Annotated in this window: 16 protein-coding genes and 3 pseudogenes; 12 read left to right on the forward strand and 7 right to left on the reverse strand. The window is 65.5% G+C overall.

The window, feature by feature from the left end:
- Positions 1-350 precede the first annotated feature (350 nt).
- The 3 genes from GA0116996_RS10955 (at position 351) to GA0116996_RS10965 (ending at position 5937) form a co-directional block, all read left to right on the forward strand.
- On the forward strand, positions 351-998 hold the full coding sequence (locus GA0116996_RS10955; protein ID WP_092310648.1) for a response regulator: 648 nt from the start codon (positions 351-353) through the stop codon (positions 996-998).
- A gap of 12 nt (positions 999-1010) precedes the next feature.
- Positions 1011-4412 (forward strand): ATP-binding protein, encoded by a 3402-nt coding sequence (locus tag GA0116996_RS10960; protein WP_092310651.1) that lies wholly within the window; start codon positions 1011-1013, stop codon positions 4410-4412.
- 133 nt (positions 4413-4545) lie between these two features.
- Complete coding sequence (locus tag GA0116996_RS10965) at positions 4546-5937, forward strand: MFS transporter (RefSeq protein ID WP_092310653.1); 1392 nt, start codon at positions 4546-4548, stop codon at positions 5935-5937.
- A gap of 132 nt (positions 5938-6069) precedes the next feature.
- Here the strand turns inward: GA0116996_RS10965 and GA0116996_RS10970 are convergent, their stop codons facing one another.
- The 3 genes from GA0116996_RS10970 to GA0116996_RS10980 form a co-directional block, all read right to left on the reverse strand.
- Positions 6070-7047, reverse strand: coding sequence for a Bug family tripartite tricarboxylate transporter substrate binding protein (locus tag GA0116996_RS10970; RefSeq protein WP_092310656.1), 978 nt, complete (start codon positions 7045-7047; stop codon positions 6070-6072).
- Between the two features lie 95 nt (positions 7048-7142).
- Positions 7143-7955, reverse strand: a complete 813-nt coding sequence (locus GA0116996_RS10975; RefSeq protein WP_092310659.1) for an SDR family oxidoreductase — start codon at positions 7953-7955, stop codon at positions 7143-7145.
- A 62-nt stretch (positions 7956-8017) separates the two neighbouring features.
- Positions 8018-8947, reverse strand: a complete 930-nt coding sequence (locus GA0116996_RS10980) for an IclR family transcriptional regulator (protein WP_092310662.1) — start codon at positions 8945-8947, stop codon at positions 8018-8020.
- 297 nt (positions 8948-9244) lie between these two features.
- On the opposite strand from GA0116996_RS10980, the pseudogene GA0116996_RS10985 reads away from it, so the two are divergent.
- The 3 genes and pseudogenes from GA0116996_RS10985 to GA0116996_RS10995 all read left to right on the forward strand — a co-directional run bounded on the left by GA0116996_RS10985 (position 9245) and on the right by GA0116996_RS10995 (position 12545).
- Positions 9245-10503, forward strand: a pseudogene (locus GA0116996_RS10985) (IS256 family transposase).
- Between the two features lie 190 nt (positions 10504-10693).
- A complete protein-coding gene (locus GA0116996_RS10990) occupies positions 10694-11035 on the forward strand; it encodes a YciI family protein (RefSeq protein WP_167355493.1) in 342 nt (113 codons plus the stop codon).
- 496 nt (positions 11036-11531) lie between these two features.
- Positions 11532-12545: a hypothetical protein gene (locus GA0116996_RS10995; protein WP_141693727.1), complete on the forward strand. Its 1014-nt coding sequence runs from the start codon at positions 11532-11534 to the stop codon at positions 12543-12545.
- Positions 12546-13166: 621 nt separating this feature from the next.
- Here GA0116996_RS10995 and GA0116996_RS11000 read toward each other — a convergent pair.
- The 3 genes from GA0116996_RS11000 to GA0116996_RS11010 are packed head-to-tail and all read right to left on the reverse strand — an operon-like array spanning position 13167 to position 16734.
- Positions 13167-14615: an N-acyl-D-amino-acid deacylase family protein gene (locus GA0116996_RS11000; RefSeq protein WP_092310668.1), complete on the reverse strand. Its 1449-nt coding sequence runs from the start codon at positions 14613-14615 to the stop codon at positions 13167-13169.
- Between the two features lie 16 nt (positions 14616-14631).
- Positions 14632-15714 carry an asparaginase gene (locus tag GA0116996_RS11005; protein WP_092310671.1) on the reverse strand — a complete coding sequence of 361 codons (1083 nt, stop codon included), beginning with the start codon at positions 15712-15714 and terminating at the stop codon, positions 14632-14634.
- A 30-nt stretch (positions 15715-15744) separates the two neighbouring features.
- Positions 15745-16734 carry a Bug family tripartite tricarboxylate transporter substrate binding protein gene (locus tag GA0116996_RS11010; RefSeq protein WP_092310673.1) on the reverse strand — a complete coding sequence of 330 codons (990 nt, stop codon included), beginning with the start codon at positions 16732-16734 and terminating at the stop codon, positions 15745-15747.
- A 158-nt stretch (positions 16735-16892) separates the two neighbouring features.
- Here GA0116996_RS11010 and GA0116996_RS11015 point away from each other — a divergent pair, with 158 nt between their 5' ends.
- The 6 genes and pseudogenes from GA0116996_RS11015 to GA0116996_RS11040 all read left to right on the forward strand — a co-directional run bounded on the left by GA0116996_RS11015 (position 16893) and on the right by GA0116996_RS11040 (position 21203).
- Positions 16893-17792: a LysR substrate-binding domain-containing protein gene (locus tag GA0116996_RS11015; protein WP_243419673.1), complete on the forward strand. Its 900-nt coding sequence runs from the start codon at positions 16893-16895 to the stop codon at positions 17790-17792.
- Between the two features lie 138 nt (positions 17793-17930).
- Positions 17931-18086 (forward strand): annotated as a pseudogene (locus GA0116996_RS11020) (ATP-binding protein); the annotation flags it as partial.
- Positions 18087-18455: 369 nt separating this feature from the next.
- Positions 18456-18767 carry a hydroxyquinol 1,2-dioxygenase gene (locus GA0116996_RS11025; protein ID WP_092310679.1) on the forward strand — a complete coding sequence of 104 codons (312 nt, stop codon included), beginning with the start codon at positions 18456-18458 and terminating at the stop codon, positions 18765-18767.
- A gap of 22 nt (positions 18768-18789) precedes the next feature.
- Positions 18790-18918: pseudogene (locus GA0116996_RS11030) on the forward strand (peroxiredoxin); the annotation flags it as partial.
- A gap of 76 nt (positions 18919-18994) precedes the next feature.
- Positions 18995-19549, forward strand: a complete 555-nt coding sequence (locus GA0116996_RS11035; protein WP_092310682.1) for a thioredoxin family protein — start codon at positions 18995-18997, stop codon at positions 19547-19549.
- A 340-nt stretch (positions 19550-19889) separates the two neighbouring features.
- Positions 19890-21203: an epoxide hydrolase family protein gene (locus GA0116996_RS11040; protein WP_425248311.1), complete on the forward strand. Its 1314-nt coding sequence runs from the start codon at positions 19890-19892 to the stop codon at positions 21201-21203.
- 410 nt (positions 21204-21613) lie between these two features.
- Here the strand turns inward: GA0116996_RS11040 and GA0116996_RS11050 are convergent, their stop codons facing one another.
- Positions 21614-23185, reverse strand: a complete 1572-nt coding sequence (locus GA0116996_RS11050) for an MFS transporter (protein ID WP_092310690.1) — start codon at positions 23183-23185, stop codon at positions 21614-21616.
- Positions 23186-23318 lie beyond the last annotated feature (133 nt).

Raw genomic sequence — 23318 nt, forward strand, 5'->3', positions numbered from 1 at the left:
GCCAAGCGCCAAAATGCCGCGGCCGCCGGCATGTGGCTGGCACGTGTGGCCGGCGATGTCGCCACAGCGGCACTTTGCCGTGCATTGATCTCCCGCAATGGCTGTATCGCAAGACAAGCGCCGCAATCCTGCGCAAACCCAAGTCAAGCCGCGCGGCATGCCGCTTATCTTCCAGAGATGTCATTGCATTGGCCGGATCCGGTCCTCCGCGCGATCCAGCGGCATCCGCGAACTAGCCGAATTCCGATTCAGCGAGGCGCGGAATCTGGCCAGAATCCGAGTCTTGTGATGACGCCACCGCACGGCGACACCAGCCGGAAGCCGGTTGCCGTCCCACCCGGAGATTGCCCATGAACGACCAAGTCCTGCGCGTTGCGCTGGCCGACGACCACCCGCTGGTGATGGCCGCGCTGCGCGACTGCCTGCAGCGCAGCGCGCGCGTCCAGATCAGCGCCGAATGCCGCAACGGCACCGAGCTGCTCGGCACGCTGGCGCGGCATCCCGCCGATATCGCCATCACCGATTTCTGCATGGGCCACGGCGATGCCTCGCTGGACGGCTTCAACCTGCTCAGCCGGCTGGCGCGGCGCCATCCGGCGACGCGGGTGGTGGTGATCAGCGCCCGCTCCAATGCCGCCATCGTCCGCCGCGCGATGAAGCTGGGCGTGCGCGGCTTCGTCAGCAAGGAGGATCCGCTGGAGGAAGTGGTGCGCGCCTGCGCCCACGCGGCGTTCGGCAGGGGCTGCTTCTGCTCGCCCGCGGTGCAAGCGGTGCTGCAGCGCGCGGCGCTGCCCGCCACGCCCGCGCGGGAGCCGACCCAGCGCGAGCTCGAAGTCATCCGGCTCTATGCGCAAGGCGCGCAGCTGACCGAGATCGCCGCCAAGCTGGGCCGCTCGGTCAGCACCATTTCCAGCCAGAAGACCGTGGCCATGCGCAAGCTCGGCGTGCAGACCAATACCGGCCTGATCCGCTACGCCTATGAAAGCGGGTTGATCTGACCGCCCAGGGCCATGCAGCAAGACCCCGACCGCACCCGCGACACCCTCGCCAGCACCTTCGATGCGCTTGCCGACCACGCCCGGCGGCAGCAGCACCTGTACTCGGTGACCATCGCGGCGCTGATCGCCATCGTGCTGTGCTCGGGCACGCTGCTGGCCGGGCTGGCGGCGGACCAGCACCTGGACTATCGGCGCAGCCAGGTCGCGCATTATGTCGGCACGGTGTCGCAGCGGCTGCAGAACGAAGCCTCGTTCGTGCGCCGTACCGCGCTCAGCATCCGCTACCATCTCCGCGCCGCCGTCGCGGCCCCGTCGCGCGACCCTGACGTCGAGGCCTTGCGCCGCACCGGCGCGGCCGGCGTCCATGTCGAGGCCGTGCACAAGGACTACCATCTGCTGGCCGCCGATGCCACGCGGCAGGCCTGGGGCGCGCGCCTGCCGACCGAGTTCGCGCGGCTGCGGCAGGTCGCGCTGGCCGCGGTGGCCACGCAGCAGGCCTTCGACCTGGACCATGGCGCCTACGCGGTCTCGCTGTACGAGGACAGCGCGGTCGTGATCCGCAAACCCGAGGAGCACGCGCCGCTGGCGCTGGATCCGGCGCTGATCCCGCGCCTGCGCGCGCAGCTGACCCGCGCGCTGCTGGACCGCACCGGCCATGCCGTGCCGGCGCGCGACCACCCCGTCTGGCTGGGGCCGCTGCGCGACCCCGTTGACGACAGCCCCATCATGGTCCTGGCCGGCGCCGCCTATGCCGGCGACGCACCCACCATGCTGGTGGCCGCCTGCGTGCCGGTGCAGGCGTTCCTGGCCGGCCTGCCGCCGCCCCGGGACCACGCCGGCCTGGCGCTGCTCGATGACGCGGACCGCCTGATCGACGTGTGGCCGCATGCCGGCACGCTGACCTCGGCCAGCGCCCGCGACATCGCTGCGCGGGTCCGCGGCCTGCCGCACAACGCGTTGCGCCTGACGCGCTCGGGCGTGGTGCTGGTGCAGCCGCTGCAGCCCGGCTTCGGCCTGCTGGTCTACCACCTGCCATACCGGCTGCTGTTCAACGCGCTGGCGGCCGAACTGGCGGTGATCGGCGCCGCCATGCTGCTGCTGACCGGCGCCATCGTGCTCGCGGCGCACTACTGGAGCCGGCACCTGCTGCGGCGTTCGCATGCCGAAGCCCGGCGCGCGCTGGAAAGCGAGCTGATGAACCAGGTGCTGGTCAGTGCCACGCCGGTCGGCCTGTGCATCGTGCGCCAGCACGACTACGCCGTGCTGGCCTGCAATCCGCTGGCGGCATCGCTGCTGCCAGCGCGACTGCACCAACCGCTGTCCGCCGCGGTGGCCGGGGCGCTGTCACGGCAGCCATGCGGCGCCGGCGGCGGCCCCGCATCGGTCTGCAGCATCACCGTCGCGGCCCCGGAAGCGCCCGGCCCGGCTGAAGCGACACCGCGCTTCCTGCAGCTTACCTATGCCCCGGCGCGCTACCGCGATGAAGCCGTGCTGTTCTGCGCGGTCCAGGACTGCACCGCGCAAGAGGCACTGCAGCAGCAGCTGCGCTCCGCCCAGCAGGCCACCGAGGCGATGCTGCGGGTGCGCTCGACCTTCTTTGCCGCGATGAGCCACGAAATCCGCACGCCGCTGAACGCGCTGCTCGGCAACCTCGAACTGCTGGCGCGCAGCGGCGGCATGGAGCCGCACGCGGCGCGGCTGCGCGCGCTGGAGACCGCCGCCGGCTCGCTGCGCCGCATCGTCAACGATGTGCTGGACTTCTCCAAGATCGACGCGGGGCAGCTGGCGCTCGTCAATGCGCCGTTCCGTCCCGTCGAGGCCCTGGAGAGCCTGGCGCTGGCCTATGCGCCCATGGTCGCAGGCCGCCCGCTGCGCTTTTGCCTGCAGCTGTCGCCGACGCTGGACACGGAAGTCGTGGGCGATCGCACGCGGCTGGCGCAGGTCTTCAACAACCTGCTGAACAACGCCTTCAAGTTCACCGACAGCGGCCGCATCACGCTGAGCGGCGAACTGCAGGCCGATGCGCATGGCACGCAGCGGCTGTTCTGCCGCGTCAGCGATTCCGGCATCGGCATGACACCGGCACTGGCGGCGCGCGTGTTCCAGCCGTTCGTGCAGGGCGATGCCGCCGCCGACAGCCGCTATGGCGGCACCGGGCTGGGGTTGTCGATCTGCGCCAGGCTGTGCGAGCTGATGGGCGGCAGCATCGCCGTCAACAGCGTGCCGGACGTCGGCAGCGCGTTCACGGTGTCGGTGCCGCTGGCGCCGGCCGATACCGAGCCGTATGCGCCAGCGGCGGCCCGCGTGACGCACGGCGGCCATGTGCTGGTGCTGTCGCCGGACCCACGCACCGGCGCGTCGATCGAAGCCTGGCTCAAGTCCGCGGGCTGGCACACCGAGGCGGCGGCCTCCATCGCCACGGCGCAGGAAAGCGTGCAGCGCAACGCGCCCGCTGCCGTGGTCGCGACCGAAGACTTTGCGCCAGCGGCGCTGGATGCGCTGCGCCAGTCCGCGCCGCTGGTGTGGCTGACGGCCGACGGCCCGCATCGCCCGCGGCAGCACAGCCCCGGCATGCTGGAGGCCTCGGCCTTCAGCCATCGCGCACTGCTCGACGCCGTGGCGGCCGCCGCCGGCGCAACGCAGCAGGCGACGCTGCCCATGCCCGCCCCCGCACCGGCTGCGCTGCCCGCGCCCGCGGCGGCGCCCCTGACCATCCTGGTCGCCGAAGACAATGCGCTGAACCAGTCGCTGGTGGCAGAGCAACTGCAGGCAATCGGCTGCCACCCCATCGTCACGGGCAATGGCAGGCAGGCACTGGCGGTGCTGGCGCGCACGCGCGTCGACGCGCTGCTGACCGACCTGCATATGCCGGAAATGGACGGCCACGCTTTGCTGCACGCCGTGCAGGCGAAGTATCCGGGACTGCCGGTCATCGCCTTCAGCGCCGTGGCATGCAGCGACCCCGAGCACGACTGGCGCCTGCGCGGCTTCTCTGGTTACCTGGCCAAGCCCGCCTCGCTGCAGGACCTGGACGCGTGCCTGCGCGGCCTGCCTGGCGCCGCCACCGATGCCGCCACCGATGCCGGCGCCTGCGCGCAACCGCGCGACCCGGCCACCGCGGTGGAGGCCCCGCGCCGCCGCTACGAAGACATGCTGCGCCGGCAGCTGCAGCAAGACCTGCCGGCGCTGGCCCGCGTCCTCGCGCAGCAGGACCCGGCCGGCCTGCGCCACTGGGTGCATGCCGCGGCGGGCGCCTTCATGATCGTGCGGCGCCAGTCCATCGTCAGGGAATGCCGGGACCTCGAGGCACTGTGCGAGGCGGCCCCCGGCTGGGTCCCGGCCATGGCCGAAGCGGCAGACCTCTTGTACAAGCGGCTGCAGCGCTATGCGCTGGGCGCCGCGGCGAGTCCGTGACCGCTGACAGCACCGCATTACCACAATTGGCGGATTTGCGAGCAGCCCCACGCGCGACCATAATGGCAACGCCGCGCCGTGGCCCGCCTGGCCGATCCGACCCGGGCGCGGCATTGTCTCCAATGTCTCCCCCATGCCGCCAGAACAAGGCTTGCCCCAGCCCCAGCGCACCTGGGCCATCCTCACCGTTTTCTTCGGCCTGATCATGGCCGTGCTCGACGGCTCGATCGCCAATATCGCGCTGCCGTCGATCTCGCGCGAACTGCAGGCCGATCCCGCCAGCACCATCTGGGTCGTCAACGCCTACCAGCTGACGGTGACCGTATGCCTGCTGCCGCTGTCGTCGCTGGGCGACATCCTGGGCTACAAGCGGGTCTACCGCGCCGGGCTTGCGACCTTCCTGGCAGGATCGCTGCTGTGCGCGCTGTCGGTCAACCTGCCGATGCTGGTGGCCGCGCGCGTGCTGCAGGGCATCGGCGGCGCCGGCATCATGAGTGTCAACACCGCGCTGGTGCGCTTTATCTACCCGCCCACGCGGCTGGGCCGCGGCATCGGTCTCAATGCGCTGGTGGTGGGCGTGACCATCGCCGTGGGGCCGTCGCTGGGTGCACTGATCCTGGCGGTGGCCAGCTGGCCCTGGCTGTTCGCGGTCAATGTGCCGGTGGCCATCGCCGCGCTGGCGCTGAGCCGCACCGCGCTGCCAGATACGCCGCCGCAGCCGCGCGGTTTCGACTACCCCAGCGCGCTGCTGTCGGCGCTGGTGTTCGGCATGTTTATCCTGAGCGTCGACGGCCTCGGCCACCCCCGCTGGCGCCTGGCCGGCTGCGCGGGCGTGGCGCTGGCGGTCGGGCTGGGCTGGCTGCTGGTGCGCCGCCAGCGCGGCCGCGCCGCGCCGCTGGTGCCAGTGGACCTGTTCGCGAGCCGCTCGTTCACGCTGGCGGTGGGGACTTCATTTTGCTCGTTCATGACGCAGATGCTGGCCTTTATCGCGCTGCCGTTCTTCCTCGAGTACCAGCTCGGACGGTCGCTGCAGGAGACCGGCCTGCTGATCACGCCGTGGCCGCTGATGGTGGCGGTAATGGCCGCGGTTTCGGGCCGGCTGTCGGACCGCTATCCGGCCAGCATCCTCGCCGGCATCGGGCTGGCCATGCTCGGCGGCGGACTGGTCGGCCTGGCCACGCTGGGCCCGGACGCCGGCAGCTTCGACATCGCCTGGCGCATGGCCATGTGCGGCACCGGCTTCGGCTTCTTCCAGTCCCCTAACAACCGCGCCATGATCGGCGCCACGCCGGCGGAACGCAGCGGCGGCGCCAGTGGCGCGCAGGCGACCACGCGGCTGCTGGGGCAGACCACCGGCACGGCACTGGTGGCGCTGATGTTCAGCCTGTCGCCGGCGGGCGCGGCGCGCATGGCGCTGTATGTGGCGGCGGCCGTGGCGGCGGTGGGGGCGATGATCAGCCTGAGCCGCTTGCGCGATGCCAGTGGCGAGACGGTGGGGCGGGAGGCGGTGGAGCCGGATGCGTGATCATTCGGGTTGCAGGTGATGGGGGGCAAGCGGCACCACTGACTGTTCCGACACCGCTTGTTTGCGCCCCTCTCCCGCAAGCGGGAGAGGGAGTAACCAATCGGGATTTGAAAGGCGCCGGCGGCAATGAACCTACTCCGCCTTGGCCCCTGACTCCTTCACCACCCTCGCCCACTTGGCGATTTCCTGGCGCTGGTACGCGGCCAGTTTTTCCGGCGTGCCCAGCACCGGGTCCAGCCCCAGCGTCTTCAGCTTTGCCTGCACCTCGGGCAGCGTGAAGATGCGGTTGAGCTCGGCATTCAGTCTGGCCACCACCTCCTTCGGCGTGTTCGCCGGCGCGAATACCGCGAACCACGAATCCGCCTCGAAGCCCGGCAGGCCCTGCTCGGCCAGCGTCGGGATATCCGGTGCCGAGGCCGAGCGCTTCGCGCTGGTGATGCCCAGCGCGCGCAGCTTGCCCTCGCGCACCACCGGCAGGGCCGACGGCAGGTTATCGAACATCATGGTGATATGGCCGCCGAGCAGGTCGGGAATGGCCATGGCGCGGCCCTTGTAGGGGACATGCGTGATCTTGACCTCCGCCATCGCATTGAACATTTCCCCGGCCACATGCGGCGAGGTGCCGATGCCCGGCGTGCCGAAGGTCAGGCCGCCCGGCTTGGCCTTGGCCAGCGCGATCAGTTCCGCCACGTTCTTCGCCGGCACGCCGGGGTTGACCACCAGCACATTGGGCGTCGAAGCGATCAGCATGACCGGCGCGAAGTCCTTAACCATGTCGTACGGCATCTTGCTATACAGCGCGCCGTTGATCGAATGCGTGCCGACGGTGCCGAGCGCCAGCGTATGGCCGTCCGCCGGCGCGTGCGCCACGGCCTCGGCGCCGATATTGCCGCCCGCGCCGGGCTTGTTGTCGACCACCACGGGCTGGCCCCAGGCGGGCGAGATCTTCTCCGAGACGATGCGCGCCAGCGTGTCGGGCGCGCCCCCGGTGGGGAAGCCGACCACGATGCGGATGGGCTTGGCGGGGTAGCCCTGTGCCTGCGCGGCGATGGGGCTGGCCAGGATGGATGCGGCAAGCACTGCCGCCGCGGCAACGGTACCGAAACGCATGGGATGCTCCTCCGGTCGCGCGCGGCTGCGTGGCCGCGCGCATTGTGAAGGCGGCGGCAATGCCGCCGCCGGAACCTGCCAGGCTGCCTGCTGCCTCAGACCGCGATGCCGCCGAACTCCTGCATCACCTTGTCGTGCAGGCGGCGCATGCCGCGCAGCCAGCGGTCGTAATCCTGGCCCTTGCGGCGATAGTACTCAAGCACTTCGGGGTGCGGCAAGATCAGGAAGCGCTCGTCGGCCACGCCCTCCAGCGTCACCGCGGCGACATGCTCGGCGGTGACCGAGCCTTCCTGCAGGAAGCCCTTGCGCTCGCCGTTCTCGCCGAACAGCATATTGGTCTGCACGCCCTGCGGGCAGATGCAGCTGACCTTGATGCTGCGGTCGCCGTAGGTGATCGACAGCCACTCGGCAAAGCCGATGGCGGCATGCTTGGTCACCGCGTAAGGCGCCGAGCCGATCTGCGACAGCAAGCCCGCCGCCGACACCGTGTTGACGAAGTAGCCGTCGCCGCGCTCCAGCATCTGCGGCAGCACTGCCTTGGCCGCATGGATGTGCGCCATCACGTTGATGTCCCAGATGCGCTGCCAGTCGTCGGCGCTGGCGTCCAGGCCCTTGCGCAGGATGATGCCGGCGTTGGAGCAGAAAATGTCGACCTGGCCGAAGCGCTGCGTGGCCATGTCGGCCAGCCCCTGCACCGCGTCCGCGTCGGCCACGTCGACCGGCTGGGCAAAGACCTGGCATCCGGGCACGGCGGCCTGGACCTCGGCCGCCACCGTGTCGGCGCCGGCTGCGTTCAGGTCAGCCACGGCCACGCCGCGCGCGCCGGCCTGCGCAAAGGCCAGGGCCAGCGCGCGGCCGATGCCGGTAGCGGCGCCGGTCACCACGACGGTCTTGTTGCGTACTTCCATGGGTGGTCTCCTCGTTGAATTCGAATGCCGGCGTCTGCGGACGGTGCATCGCGCCGGATACGTCAGGCGCGCTTCACCGCGCCGGGCTCGGGCCCGGGTTCCGGCTGCGCCGAAGCAAAGCGCGCAGTGGCGCGCGCGCCGCCAGGCTGCCACAGCCGCGCCTGCAGGGTCTGCGCCAGCTCGCGTACGCGCGGGCCCAGGTTGGCTTCCAGGATTTCCGGCGACAGCCGCGCCGCGGCGCCGCCGATGTTCAGCGCCAGCACCTCGCTGCTGCCCGCCAGCCGCAGCGGCGCCGCCGCGCCGCTGACGGTGCGGTCCCATTCCGCATGCGCCACGCAGAAGCCGCGCCGCGCATGGTCGCGCAGCGCGCGCTCCACGCCCACGCGCACCGCCGGCCAGCGCGCACCGTAGTGGCGCGCCAGCTCCGCCAGCGCCGCGTCCCGGTGGTCGCCATCCAATCCCGCCAGCCACGCCCGCCCGATCGCCGAGGTGGCCATCGGCAGGCGCGCTCCCGGCGCCAGCCGGATCACCAGCGCGCCGCGCGGCTGGCAGCTTTCCAGGTAGACCATGGCATGGCGGTCCGGCATCGCCAGCGCCACCGTGCAATCGGTCGCAAACGCCAGCGACTGCATCAGCGGCTGCGCGATCTCGCGGATGCCGGCGCCACCGACATAGCGATGCCCCAGCACCATCGCGCCCTGCCCCAGCCGGTATTTCTCGGTGGCTTCGATATAAGTAAGGTAGCCAAGCGTGGCCAGCGTATAGGTCAGCCGCGACACCGTGGGACGCGGAATGCCCGTGCGCCGCGACAACTCGGCATTGCCCAGGTAATCGTCCTGCGGCCCGAACGCCCGCAGCAGTTCCATGCCGCGCGCCAGCGCCGTGACGAAGTTGCGGTCATCGGCGCAGCCATTGCCCGCCGGCGCGTCGGCCGGCACCGGCAGGTGCGCGGCATCGGGCGGCGGCGTGGGAATGGTGGTGGTGCGTTTCATCGGCAGGCGGTCGGGGCGAGCACATTAGATTGCAGCAAAGGCGGCTGGCCGGGGGCGCTATGTAGGGAAAGCATGTGCCATAGAAACGGTGTTTATGGACACCAATCGGCTGGCTGGCTCCGGGCGCCGGTCGCAGTCCTGCGGGAGAGCTGTCTGGCTTAATCTTGTGGAGCACACGGCGGAAGTCTTCGGATTAGAAGGAATTTAGCGGTTGTTGCCGTGGAGGCGCGTGGGGCAGTGATCGAGCCTGTCAGAAATTTTGTGTTTAGGGCATAACATGTCGCCAAGGAGCATGTCATGCCACGTAGAAACAAGACGAGCCAGGCCGCCGATCGTGAGCTGCCGACCATTCCCGAGGATCTGATCGCCCATTTCGTAAGGGCCCAATGACTGCCGAGGCCGTTCAGGACGCCTCAATGGCGTTCAGGAAGGCCCTCATCGAGCGGGCCTTGGGCGCCGAGCTCGGCCATCATCTGGGCTACCCGGCTGGCGCTGAACGCCCAGCCGGCACGGCCAATCAACGCAATGGCAAGAGCGCTAAGACGGTCTTGACCGAGGATGGTCCGTTGCGAGTGGACATCCCGCGCGACCGCGACGGCAGTTTCGATCCGATTCTGATCCCCAAGCACGAGCGGCGCTTCACCGGGTTCGACGACAAGATCATCGCCATGTACGCCCGGGGCATGACTGTGCGCGAGATCCAGGCGTTTCTGGCCGAACAGTACGGCACCGAGGTCTCGCCCGAGTTCATCAGTTCGGTCACCGATGCGGTCATGGACGAGGTCACCACCTGGCAAGCCCGCCCGCTGGAGGCGATGTACCCGGTGGTCTTCTTCGACGCGCTGCGGGTCAAGATGCGCGAGGACGGCGTGGTGCGCAACAAGGCCGTCTATCTGGCCTTGGGTGTGCTGCCCGACGGCACGCGCGACATCCTGGGCCTGTGGATCGAGAGCACCGAAGGCGCCAAGTTCTGGATGAAGGTGTTCAACGACCTGAAGACCCGTGGCACGCAGGACATCCTGATCGCGGTCACGGATGGCCTCAAGGGCATGGAACAGGCTTTGAACGCGGTGTTCCCGGACACGACGCTGCAGACTTGCATCGTGCACCTGATCCGAAACAGCGTGAACTACGCCGGTTGGAAAGAGCGCCGCACCGTCGCGGCAGCGCTCAAGCCCGTGTACACCGCGCCCACTGTTGAGTCGGCGCTGGCCGAACTGGCGGTCTTCGAGCAGAGCGAATGGGCTCAGAAGTACCCGCCGATCGCCGCGGCCTGGCGTCGCGCCTGGGAACAGGTGATCCCGTTCTTTACGTTCCCACCGGCAATCCGCAAGATCATCTACACGACCAACGCCATTGAGAGCATCAATGCGCAACTGCGCAAGATCATCAAGACGCGCGGGCACTTCCCTAGCGACGAGGCTGCAACCAAACTGCTATGGCTGGCCCTGCGCAACATCACCTGCAAGTGGGGCAGTTCAACGCATGACTGGAAGGCTGCCATGAACCAGTTTGCGATTCTCTATGAGGAACGCTTCACCCACCCGCATCGCTGAGATAATGCTGGCCCACCGGCTAAGTTGACGGTGAGCCTTTAAGTGCTCTGAACACAAAAACGCTGACAGCCCCCAGTGATCGTCATGCCTTCACAGGAGCGTGCGATCATCCGTACCAGGTGCGCCCCACATCGCCCCATCACCCGTCACGCCTCACAAACATCACCGACCTCAACCGGAGGACAGCACGATGACGAAATACCTTATCTCCTTTCCTGCAACGGCGATGAAAGTTCCCGCCGAGTCGCTTGACGCCGTGGGCGAAGCTGCGCGCCAGGTCGTACGCGAGGCGAAGGCTGCAGGCGTGTACGTGTTCGGTGGTGGTATCAACGCGGATGTCGCACCGCTCATGGTCGCCTCAGACGGCACGGTCACAAACGAAACTTATCCCCAGACCAAGGAGTTCGACGGCGGCTTCTGTATCCTGCAGCTCCCATCGCGCGAAGCCGCCATCCTGTGGGCTGCGAAGATTGCCAAAGCGTGCCGCTGCTCGCAGGAACTCCGCGAGTTCGGGGATGACCCCGAGAGTTGACGGGCAGGGTCGGCGATCAATGACACTCTCCCGCGAGTACCTTTTTCATTGACATGGATTCCAGTCAGTAAGCGGTCATCCTCAACCTTTGTAAGTGGTGGCCACCTTGCTCAAAGCCTGCTCGTCCTTCGTTGCAGCGTGATGCCTAACGAACCGCTGCAGCCGCCGCCGGTACGTCGGCGCGGCTGAGCTTGCTCGTTGAACGGCAGCTTTGTGACAAGGCGAATTTGCGCTATGAGTCGGTCGTCGCCTTTGGCGCCAGCCAGCTCCCGTCGGGGTAGGCGGAGGGCCGAGATCGGCCATGAGCAGCCGCCGGGGATCGGCATAAAGACAGTTCGTTGATGAGTTACGACCGGTCATTCAGGCACACGGAGTCAAGCCCCTCTTCGGTCGGGAGCGTCGCGCACATCACTCCCTTCTAAAATTTGCCCCGGCTTTGGAATGCGAATAAGGATCCCAAGCCCTAGAAAACTGAAAAGAGTCGTTAGGGGAAATCATGAAGGGAATGGGTAAATGGATGGCCAGCTGCGCGCTGGCCGCGATGCTTTGTGCGTGCGGCGGTGGCGGTGGCGGGGACGATGGCGGCGGCGGCACGCTGAACGTCAGCGCGTCGGGCAGCACTACGCAAGGAACGTCGGTCGGTACCGGCCAAGCCGCGACGCTCAACGTGCAGTCGGGTGACTACATCGCGCTGCGGACGAGTGCACCGGTCAGGTGGCAGGCGGTCATCACCAGCAACCTGACCACGGTAGCCAACCAGACACTGAACGACACCAACTGGTCCGGCAATCTAATCAGCCCGACAGGCGACACCATCCAGTTGACGGCAACGCTGGCGAGCGATGCCAGCAAGGTGTTCAAGCTGAATCTGACCGTGGCGCCGCAGCGCTACGCTGCACCTGCCCACAAGGTTGGCGAAGTGGCCACGTTCGCCGAAACATCGCAACGTCTCGGTGGCGGCAGTGGTACGCAGCACATCGCCTACACGACGACGGCGGTCTACAACGGCATTGCTTCGGTCACCGGTCTCAACGTCGACACCAACACGCCGTACCAAAGCTACACGCAGGATCAGGACCGCAACCGCCTGACGCGCACGTACCTGAGCAATAACAACGTGTGCACGTACGCGCCCAAGCGCAATCTCTACAGTTTCCCGCTGTACGTCGGCAAGACGTGGACCGATTCGTGGAACTACAGCTGCGCGGCCGGCTATCATGAAACAGGTAACGTCCAGGCCAATGTGGCGGGCTACGAGCCCATCACGACGGCCGCCGGCACGTTCAACGCGCTGCGCATCAACTACGTGATCACGTACACGAACTCGAACGACACTCAATTGCCTAACGGCAATCTCGGTACCGCCACGTACTCGGAAACGATCACCAGCTGGTGGTCTCCGGAACTCGGCCGCATGGTGAAATGGGTATCCAACTACGGCTACGCCGCTGGCTTCTCGAATGCGACTTTCATGAAGGTGTACACGCAGGAGCTGCAGAGCCTGCAATGATGAGGCCGCATGGGTAGGAAGATGGCCAGCGATAGCTGGCCACTTTTTTTTCGGTCCACGAAACTCATACAGCGCGCGAAAGGCCCGCTACTGAGCTACTGAGCACCTAAACGGCCATTGGCACTCTGTCAATTGAACGGCCGAGAAGGGTCGGTCGCCGCCACTACGCCACGCGGCACGCAGCAAGGGCCGCTGACGACCGAGATCGGCCAGTTCCGGCCAGTAGTCGAGTGCCTATCGACTGGCCGAATCACGCGCAATCTCGGTCGTCCGATTTGACGAGGGCGGCCCGGGCTGTTGGTCGGCGAGCGACGCAGATTCTTACACATTGCGTAGTGATCGAAACCCGGAGCGCGACTCGGCGCTGAACAGCTCTGGTTCCTCCCAAGCGGCAAAGTGACCGCCTCAAGCGGTTGGCATGGAGGGTGAGGGAGCCACAGGGCGTAGACCGAATTACAAGTGTCACCGTTGCGATAGGAGATCCATCACTCGCGCGCCGGAGACTGCCACCGACTTAAATTTCGCCTGCTCTTTGCGTGGCCTCCTCGCTACGGCGTCAGCGCTTGAGATCCCATGTCATGGGGACCGGGCCGCGTGCTGCGGACCTTGGACGGACACGTTCTATGTTGCGCGCCGGTGGCGCAGCACGCTGCCCGCGTGCACATTCATGGATTGCCCGTCCTGGCAAGCAAGCTTGCCGTTGACGAACACCGCCTTGATACCGGTGCTGACCGCCGTGGGGTGGTCAAACGTGGCCGCATCGCTCACCGTCTGTGCGTCGAACACGACGATGTCGGCGAAATGGTTTTCGGCGACAACGCCCCGCCCTGCGAGGGCAAAGCGGCTGGCGCTCAACCCCGTCATCTTGTGAACGGCAGTTTCCAGCGGGAACAGCCCGCGATCGCGCGCATAGTGCCCCAGCACACGGGGAAAGGTGCCCCAGAGCCGGGGATGTGGACTCACGTCGTGCGCCAGGCCATCGGAGCCAACCATCGTCGCCGGGTACTGCAGGATGCGGCTCACATCGTCTTCGTTCATGGCGAAGTAGATGGCGCCCGCTGGCTGCAGCGCCTCGGCAAGCGCCTCGGGCGACGTGCCACGCTCCCGGGCCAATGCGAACAGTGACTGGCCTGCGGCGCTGGGATCGGCCTTCGACCACGTCACACGGACGTCGTCGGACTGGGCGATACGCGCCGGTAGCAGCATGGTTGATGACGCGTTGTAGGGGTAGCAGTCCAGGCAGACCGACTGCTTCCTGCCGGCAGCTTCGATCATGGCCAGCGTTTCCACGGATCGCCCATGATTGGCCTTGCCCACCAGCTTATGGTGTGACAGCACGATTTCGATGCCGAGCGCGTAGCCGATCTGCAGCGACTCGGTCAACGCGTCGACGATGGCGTCGCCCTCATCCCGCATATGCATCGTGATGATGCCCTGGGCATTGGTCAGCGGCGCGCCGACCGCGATCACTTCGGCAGCGTCCGCCGCCCTGGCGGGCGGGTAATAAAGCCCGGTGGACATGCCGATGGCGCCCGCTGCCAGCGCAGCGTCGAGATCGGCCGCCATCAAGCGCTGCTCGCCGGCCGTGGCAACCCGGTCGAGCCGGTCCATGCGCCTTACCCGCAGCGTCGAATGGCCGACCAGACAGGCGGCATTGACCGCCGGCCGGGCCGCCTCAAGGTCGTCCAGATAGTCGCCGAAATTCTCGTATCGCCAGGCGCCTGTGCCAAGCAGGTCGAGCGGCGCGGGGGGCGCCCCCGCCAATTGCAGCGGCGCCAGGCTGATGCCGCAATTACCGGTGATGACCGTTGTCACGCCTTGCGACAGCTTTGGATGCGGCCCCTCCGGCGCATCGAGCAGGAGCCGGTCATCATGCGTATGTACGTCGATAAAGCCTGGGGCGACGATGCGCCCGGACGCATCGAAGCGCCTGGCTGCCGGGACACCCGACAGGTCCCCGAGGCGAACGATGCGGTCCCCCGCGATACCCACGTCCAGGCGGCGACGGGGCGCGCCAGTGCCGTCGATGACGGTGCCGCCTTCGATAATCAGATCCAGCGTCGTAGTCATGCGCTTGCCCCGGCATTCATTGTTGCGCGAAGAACTCTGAGATCTGCCCCAGATCCCTTGTCCGGGTCAGCGCAAGCATCAGTAGGATGCGTGCCTTCTGCGCGGACAGGCTGCCGGTGGCCATGCTGCCCGATACCTTGGGCGTCACGATGCCGCTCACCGCGCGGGAGCTTCGCACAATCGGAATCCCCTTGCTGCCGAACTCCCGAATCATCGCCTCGTGGTCGGGACTGGCGTTTCCATTGCCGGTGAACCCGATGACCACGCCCTGCGCACCCTCCTTCACCGCATCGCGCACGAGCTGCATTTCCTGCCCCTGGTAGCGATAGACCAGCTCCACCAGCGGCAGCTTCGTGACGGAAGAAACGTCGAAGTACAGCTCTCCCTTGGCGCGTGCCGGCTCGAAGTAATAGAGCACGCGCTCGCCGGCAATGGCGCCAAGGTAGCCTTGCTCCAGCGCGCCCATCGTGTCCACGTTCAGCGTGTTCATCTTTGTCACGTACCGTGCCGCGCTGATGCGGTCGTTCATCACGACCATGACGCCACGGTCACGCGAGCCCGGATCGGCCGCTACCATGACCGCGTTTAGCAGGTTGACCGGGCCATCCGCGCTCAGCGACGTGGCAGGCCGCATCGACCCTGTGATGACAACCGGCTTGCTCGACCGCGTGGCGAGGCTTAGGAAATATGCCGTTTCCTCCATCGTGTCCGTGCCGTGCGTCACGACGACGCCCGCCACATCGGGTTCCGCCAGTACGGCGTTCACCCGCTTGGCAAGGTTGAGAATGTTTTCGCTGCTGATGACGTTGCTGCCGACGTTGACAATCTGCTCGGCCCGCACGTTGGCATAGTCGTGAATCTGCGGCACCGCCTTCAACAGCGAATCGACGCCGGCCAGGGCGCCGCTGTAGTTGGCCATGTCCGTGGGCGAGCGCGTCGAGCTGACGATCGTGCCGCCAGTTGCGAGGATGACAACACCGGGCTTGCGGGTATTGCCGGACGGCTCAGGCTGCCCTTTGGCCTGCTGGGCAGCCGAGGGTAGTGCGAACATCGGCGCCAGGGCGAGCCACGCCAGGCATGCGCGAATGGAAGTCTTCATGATGCGATCTGAGGGGAAATGTTTGAAAGGTCAGTCCACTTGCGCGCCGGAGCGCCTGATGACGCCAGCCCAAAGTGGCGTTTCGCGCGCCACACGCTCGGTCAGCCGCGCGGGCGGGCCGGTCAGTGTCTCGAAGCCGATGGCGGCATAGCGGTCACGCACGGCCGGCTTGGTTAGGCTGGCATTGATGGCACTGTTCAGCCGGGCGACGATGTCTGACGGCGTTTTGGCGGGCGCCACGATGCCGCCCCAGGCCACGATGTCGTAGCCAGGCACGCCCGATTCGGTTAGCGTCGGAATGTCGGGGAACAGGCCGCTGCGCTGTGCGCCGGTCACCGCCAGCGCCTTGAGCCGGCCCGCCTTGATGTGCGGCGAAATGGAGCTGAGATTGTCGAACATCAGATCGACCTGCCCGCCCATCAGGTCCTGAATCGCTTGCGGGCTGCCGCGATAGGGCACGTGGGTCATCGACGCCCCGGTCATGCTCTTGAACAGTTCTCCGCTCAGATGCCCAGTTGTGCCGTTGCCCGCGGACCCCATCGTCAGCGTGCCGGGCTTGGCCTTGGCCAGCGCGACGAGCGCCTGGACACTGTTCACACCCAGGTCCTTGCGCACCACCAATGCGTTTTGGACATAGCCAAGCAGGGCCACGGGCACGAGCTGCTTGTCCGGATCGTAGGGCAGCTTCCGGAACAGCGACTTGTTGATGGCGAGCGTGCCGACGTTGCCGTAACCGATCGTGTAACCATCCGCGGCAGCGTTGACCAGGTCCACCATGCCCACGTTCCCTGCCCCGCCGGGCTTATTGTCGACGATGAACGGCTGCCCCAGTGACACCGAAAGCTCTTCGGCCAGGATCCGGCACAGGGCATCCGGCGAGCCGCCCGCGGCGGACGGCAAGACGAGCCGAACCGGGCGGGCGGGCCAGCCGGCGGCCCGTGACACGCCCGGCAGGCCCAGTGATGCGGCGGCGAGCCCCAGTTTCATCATCTCGCGCCGTGTTAAGCGTCTGGTGGTCATTGGCCTTTCTCCTGCCTCTCTTGTCGTTGGAAACACCCCATATACCCCACGGATCGTAGATTCGCAGCGGGTGTTGGACAAACCATGTTTCCTGAGGCTAGTATGAGATTTCCTCATGGATGCCGGTACCGAATCCAACGCGCACGCTCCTGCCCCCAATGAACTTCAACGTACGCGCCCCCTCCACGATGTCCCTGTTGTGCCTGGAAGCCAGCGCCCGGCTGCATTCGTTCACGGCGGCGGCAAAGGAACTGCGGCTCACGCAGGGGGCGGTAAGCCGGCAGATCCAGACACTGGAAGACAGGCTCGGGGTCAGACTGTTCACGCGCCGGCGCGATGCGCTGGTGCTGACCGACGCCGGCCGCTACTACCTGAACGAGATTGCGCCGCTGCTGCAAAGGCTGGAACGCGCGACGGCCAATGTTATTGCGCTGAAAGGGCGAGGCGGAGCGCTTTCGCTATCGGCCGGCGCATCCGTTGGCACCTACTGGCTGATTCCGCGCCTGCCCGGCTTCACGAGAGACCACGGCGAGATCACACTGAATCTCGGCACGCGTGTCGGGCCAGTGGACTTCCGCACCACGGCTGTGGACGCATCGCTGGAGTTTGGCGATGGACAGCGCGAAGGACTTCACAATGAATTTGTGCTGCCGCTAATGCTTTCGCCCTACGCCGCACCGGAATGGATCCGCAGGCATGGCAAGGCGATCAACCCGGATACGCCCCGTTCGGCGCTGATTCACCATCAGACCTTGCCTGGCGCATGGGACGAATGGTTCAGGCTCGAAGGCATCGAGGGCGACGCCACGCGCGAAGGTCCTCGCTACGAGATCATGTCGATGGCGCTAAATGCGTCCGTTGCCGGAATGGGCGTAGCGCTACTCCCCCCCTACATGACCGACGACATGATTGCGCTCGGACGATTGAAACGCCTGTCGCGTCGTATGTGGCGCTACCCAAAAGGCTACTATTTGGTGTACCCGGAAGAGTCCGCGCAATTACCATCGCTGCAGGTCTTTCGACAATGGCTTAAGGACCAAGCGAATGAGACGCCGTAGGCGCTGCAACAAGCAGGGACTACAGCCGGAATCGCTGTGCGTTCACTGCATCACGCGACGGCGGTGCCCTCACCGGTTTCAGGGACTGCGCTCGGAATGACGGAGTTTTGGCATCAGACTCCCAGCGACCACAGGCAGCCATTTGTCAGGCTGGAGGAATCGCGCAACCGCGAAACCGGCGGCACGGGCCTGGGCCTGGCCATCGCTCACCAGCTTGCCGTGGCCGTGGGTGGCTCGCTTAAGCTGCGCAATCGTGAAAGCGGCGGCCTGGTGGCCGAGATTCGCATCGCCTGACCTCGCAATCTTCTTCTGGCCCCTTTCGGCCATCGCAGTCGCCTCTTTGCCTTCCCTATTGTGGCCGCGCCGGTTTCCGGTGCGGCCATGTCGTTTTGGCGCCACCTCGCGCTGCACGCTCCCGCCCTTCCAGGTTTTCCAAACGCTTTCCCACCCCCGGCTTTTTGTATGCCCTTGTATCAGGCCGTCGCACCGATACGTGCCCTGACATAAGGACCCCAAAGGCGCTACGAGCGCGATACGTGGGACGCCTTAAATACGTTCCGTGGCAGCGCAACGCACAACAGACAAAGCGAAAACGCTGCTTCAGCTTACCGGCAACACACCACGCAAACCACGCAACCTCATTCAACGCAAAGGATAACGATCATGTCCAAGAACTTCGCCAAGCGCCTCGTCCTCGCTCTGTCCCTCGCTGCCGCCGCTGCCGGCGCGCAGGCTTCCGTCCTCGGTGCCCGTGACCCGTATTCAGATGGCGCCCGCACCATCCAGGATACCCACGACGTGTTCAGCGACGGCGCCCGTGCCGTGCAGGACCAGCGCAGCCCGTACTTCGACGGCGCGCGCACCGTGGATCCGTACCATGACGGCGCACACACCGTTGCGGGCACGGACCGCACCGGGGTGTCGGCCGATCCCGCCCGCTCGGTCGATCCGTACCTCGATGGCGCCTACGCCTGAGTCCGGCACGTCGCCCAACCATCGCCAATCCACGGTCATCCCCGGCATCGACCGCGAAGTGGCCCAATCGCTGGTGGACACCGCGCACCGTACGTGTCCGTACTCGAAGGCGCTGCACGGCAACATCCACATCGAGACCGTGCTGGTCTGACCCATGTGTCCCTCGTCCTCCATGGGCGGATGAGGGACATCACTTCCGACTTCATTTCCCTGCGGACACCCGAATCATGCGCAACCTCATCCGCGTCTTCCTGGCGGCCTCAGCCATCGCTGCCATCTATACGTTCGGCACGGGTGCCATCGCTGAGAGCCCCAAGGTGGGCGATCAGGGCAAGGCACCGGAATTCGTGAATATCGACCATTGGCTGAATTCCGAGCCGCTGACGATGCAGCAACTGCGCGGCAAGGTGGTGCTGGTGGATTTCTGGACGTACTCGTGCATCAACTGCGTGAACACGTTGCCATACGTGAAGCAGTGGTACGAAAAATACAAGGACCAGGGCCTGGTGGTGGTGGGCGTGCACACGCCCGAGTTCCCATTCGAGAAATCGACGGCCAATGTGCAGGCCGCGCTCAAGCGGTTCGATATCCGCTATCCGGTGGCGCAGGACAACATGTACGGCACGTGGTCGGCGTATCGTAACCAATACTGGCCCGCCACATACCTGATCGATACCACCGGCCGCATCGTCTATCAGCACTATGGCGAGGGACGGTACAAGGAAACGGAAGCTGAAATTCAGAGATTGCTTGCGGCGAGCAAGACCGTACCGGCGCGGTAACTTCCCGGTGCCTGGCGTTCCGGTAGCCGCCCGGCAATGAAATGCACCCAACCGCTGCGCCTCCCAGTGCGTCGCGTCCATGCATCGATGCCCCCTGTGGATCCGGACCACGCATTGCGAGACGATTCGCACCGCCCTCATTTCCTCGCGGAACGAACGCCACTGGCCCGGCATTGTGTATCGCTCTGTATCTGCATCGCCCAACGATACGTCTCGATGCAAAACCCACTCCCGGCTGACAACCTTGGCTCGAATGGGATCGATAGACTCCGTAGGGTTGCACAAACGTACCTGTAAATTGACGAAATCAACAAGGAGAACCAAAGTGTCAAACGCAGTCATCCGCAGCCTCCCACGCTTCCCGTTCGCTATCGCGGCCGCTACCGCATCGCTCGCCTTTGCCGGATACGTACAACCCGCCAGGGCGGTCGATGCCGCCCCGAAAGCGGTGGCCGCAAAATCCACCAACGCCGACGACAGCATCCGCCCCTTCAAGGCCCACGTACCGCAGGCCCAGCTGAACGACCTGCGCAAGCGCATCGCCGCCACGCGCTGGCCCGACAAGGAAATCGTCAACGACGATTCGCAGGGCGTTCAGACCACGCAGGTCCGCGAACTGGTCCGCTACTGGGGCACCAAGTACGACTGGCGCAAGGCCGAGGCACAGCTCAATGCGCTGCCGCAGTTCGTCACGAAGATCGATGGCGTCGATATCCACTTCATCCACGTGCGTTCTCGCAACCCCAACGCCTTGCCCGTGATCCTGACGCACGGCTGGCCCGGTTCCATCTTTGAGTTCGTCAATACGATCGGGCCGCTGACTGATCCCGAGAAATATGGCGGCAAGGCGGAGGACGCGTTCGACGTCATCATCCCGTCGATTCCCGGCTATGGTTTCTCGGGCCGGCCCACAGAGCTCGGCTGGAACCCCGACCGCACCGCCCGCGCATGGGATGTCCTGATGAAGCGCCTCGGCTATACGCACTACGTATCGCAAGGCGGCGATCACGGCTCGGTGATCTCCGACGCCCTCGCCCGTCAGGCACCGGCGGGCCTGCGTGCGATCCACCTCAACATGCCTGCCACCGTGCCCGGCGGTCTCATGAAGTCGATCCTGGCCGGCGACCCGGCGCCGACGGAACTGACGCCCGCTGAACGCGACGCCTACCAATCGCTGAGCACGTTCTTCGGCCGCAATGCCGCATACGGCGCGATGATGGTCACGCGTCCGCAGACCATCGGCTATTCGTTGTCGGACTCTCCGTCGGGCCTGGCCGCATGGACATACGAAAAGATCGCCCAGTGGAGCGACAGTGACGGCATGCCCGAGCGCGTGCTGACGCGCGACGCGATCCTGAACGACATCACGCTGTACTGGCTGACGAACACCGGCGCATCGTCGTCTCGGTTCTATTGGGAGAACAACAACAATAACTTCAGCGCCGAAGCCCAGAAAACGCGCGACATCAAGGTGCCGGTAGCGATTACAGTGTTCCCGCATGAGATCTACCGTGCGCCCGAAACCTGGAGCAAGCAGGCCTACCCGTCGCTCTACTACTACAACCAGGTGTCCAAGGGCGGGCATTTCGCGGCATGGGAACAACCGCAACTGTTCGCCGAGGAACTGCGCGCGGCCTTCAAGACCGTGCGCTAGGCCTCTCTGCAACCCGGATGCCGTGCGTTCCGAGCGCGGTTGCGTAGGTTACTGTGTGCGCACAGTAGCCTACGCCGTAAGCTCCGCAATCGTCTATACCAAGCTTGGCATCGTCGATCCGCAGAAGCTGACGCCGATAAGCGTGATGCTGCAGTCGCCTCTGGTCCTCGTCGTGCCCGCCAGTTCGCCCATCAAGACTTACGCGCAGTCCGGTCTTTCGCCAGCGACGCGAGGGATTTGGGTTGACCAGCCTCTGCAGGATGAGCGATGCGCGGAACCACTATTCATGTAAGTCTTCGTGACTCCAAATGAATCGGCGAGCGTCGTCGTACCAGGGGGCCTGCCTTTGCGGGCAAGTGAAGTTTGAACTTGCTGGTGAGCCGCTGACCTTCTCCGCTCCGATGATTGCTCTACGGGCTGGGATGGCGGAAACCGTTATCCACTGCAGGTGCCTGGCGATGTGCGCGCGTGCCAGCGTCAAACACTGCGACACTGAGCAGGGCGAAAGCCCACGCACCGATCGCCCCGTACAGCATCACGAACCCGAAGCCGTGTACGAGAGCCTCATGAACGATCACACCGTGCGGGTCGACTGCCGCAATTTCAGCACCGCTCTGCGCCAGATGCCCGATATTGCCTCCGGCTACCTGTGCTGCGAGCAAACGAAGCGATGACGTTTCTAGAAAACTGGAAAGTGCGCGCGTGAGATACGCATGCACGCCCTCGAGAAGAATAAGGCCCATCAGCGCGATATTGATCGCCAGGCTGATCAGTCTCGCGCTCATATCAATACCCGACGCCATGCCTGCGCGGTTTGGCGAGACTGAACCCATGGCTGTATTGGTGACCGGTGTATTGGTCAGGCCCAGCCCCGTTCCGCACAACAGGCAACCCGGCAGCATTGTGAGCCAACTAGCGTCCTCCGCGCGTGCGCCAAACATCATCAGCAGGAAGCCAAGGCCGATGGTGAACATGCCGAGCGGAATGACCCTGCGCGCCTCAAACCTGAATGCAAGTCGCTCTGCAACCGGTGGCACGACAAGCGTCGGTACCGTATAGGCGAGCAGCGACAGTCCGGCGGTCACGCTCGTATAGCCAAGGGCGTCCTGAAAATAGATCGGCAGGTAGATCATGAACGGCCAGTAGCTGAAGTTCATGCCGATTGATCCGAACAGCGCGCCCGAGAACGAGCGGATCTGGAACACCGAAAAGTCGAACATGGGTCGAGAGCTGCGCATCTCGACAAAGACAAATGCAATGAAGCTCAATACCGTCGCGGAGACGATACTCAATGCGGTGGGACTGGAATATCCGAGATCCGGGCCTTGCGTGATGAAGTAGACGAGCCCGAAACACGACACGGAAAGAGTCAGGATGCCAAGAACGTCCAGATGTTGCGCATTTGGGTCGCAGGATTCCTGTACGCCGGCCAGGACCAGAGCCAGTGCAACGATAGCAACCGGCGAATGAACCAGGAAGACCCACTGCCAGTTGGCAACTGCGACGATCAGGCCGCCGATAATCGGACCAAAGCCAAGGCCAATGCCGAAGATGATTCCCCAGGCGCCGAATGCCTTGCTGCGTTCCGTCCCTTCCGGGAATTGATGCGAAAGCACTGCCACTTGGCAGATCAGCATGGCGCCGCCGGCAATTCCCTGAAGAAACCGACTGGCGATCAGGACCGGCGCGCTTTGCGCGAGCCCGCAGCCCAGGGACGTGAGCCCGAACAGCACGATGCTGGCCACATAAATGCGCTTGCGTCCGAAGCGGTCCGCCAGCGCCCCAGTCGCCATCAGCACCGTGGTGCAGGCAAGTGTATAGGCGTTCATGATCCATTGAATCTGGCTGAAATCGGTGTTCAGCACATTTTCAATGGTCGAGAGGGCCGTGGGGACACTGGATATTTCGAGACCAAACATCAGCGAGGTCAGGCAGACCGCAGCTAGCGCAAGTATGTTTTTGGGAAGGCGGACGAGGGTCATGGGAAAGTGTTGGTGAAAGGGGCAGCCGCATGTTCACATCCGATGCAGACGATGCAGTGGCCCGAAAGGAACCGGCTCCGCTTGTCTGATCCATCGCTTGGCTAGCTTACGAAACGTCGTCAGGTCTTGCGCG

The sequence above is a fragment of the Cupriavidus alkaliphilus genome, from assembly GCF_900094595.1.
GTDB lineage: Bacteria > Pseudomonadota > Gammaproteobacteria > Burkholderiales > Burkholderiaceae > Cupriavidus > Cupriavidus alkaliphilus.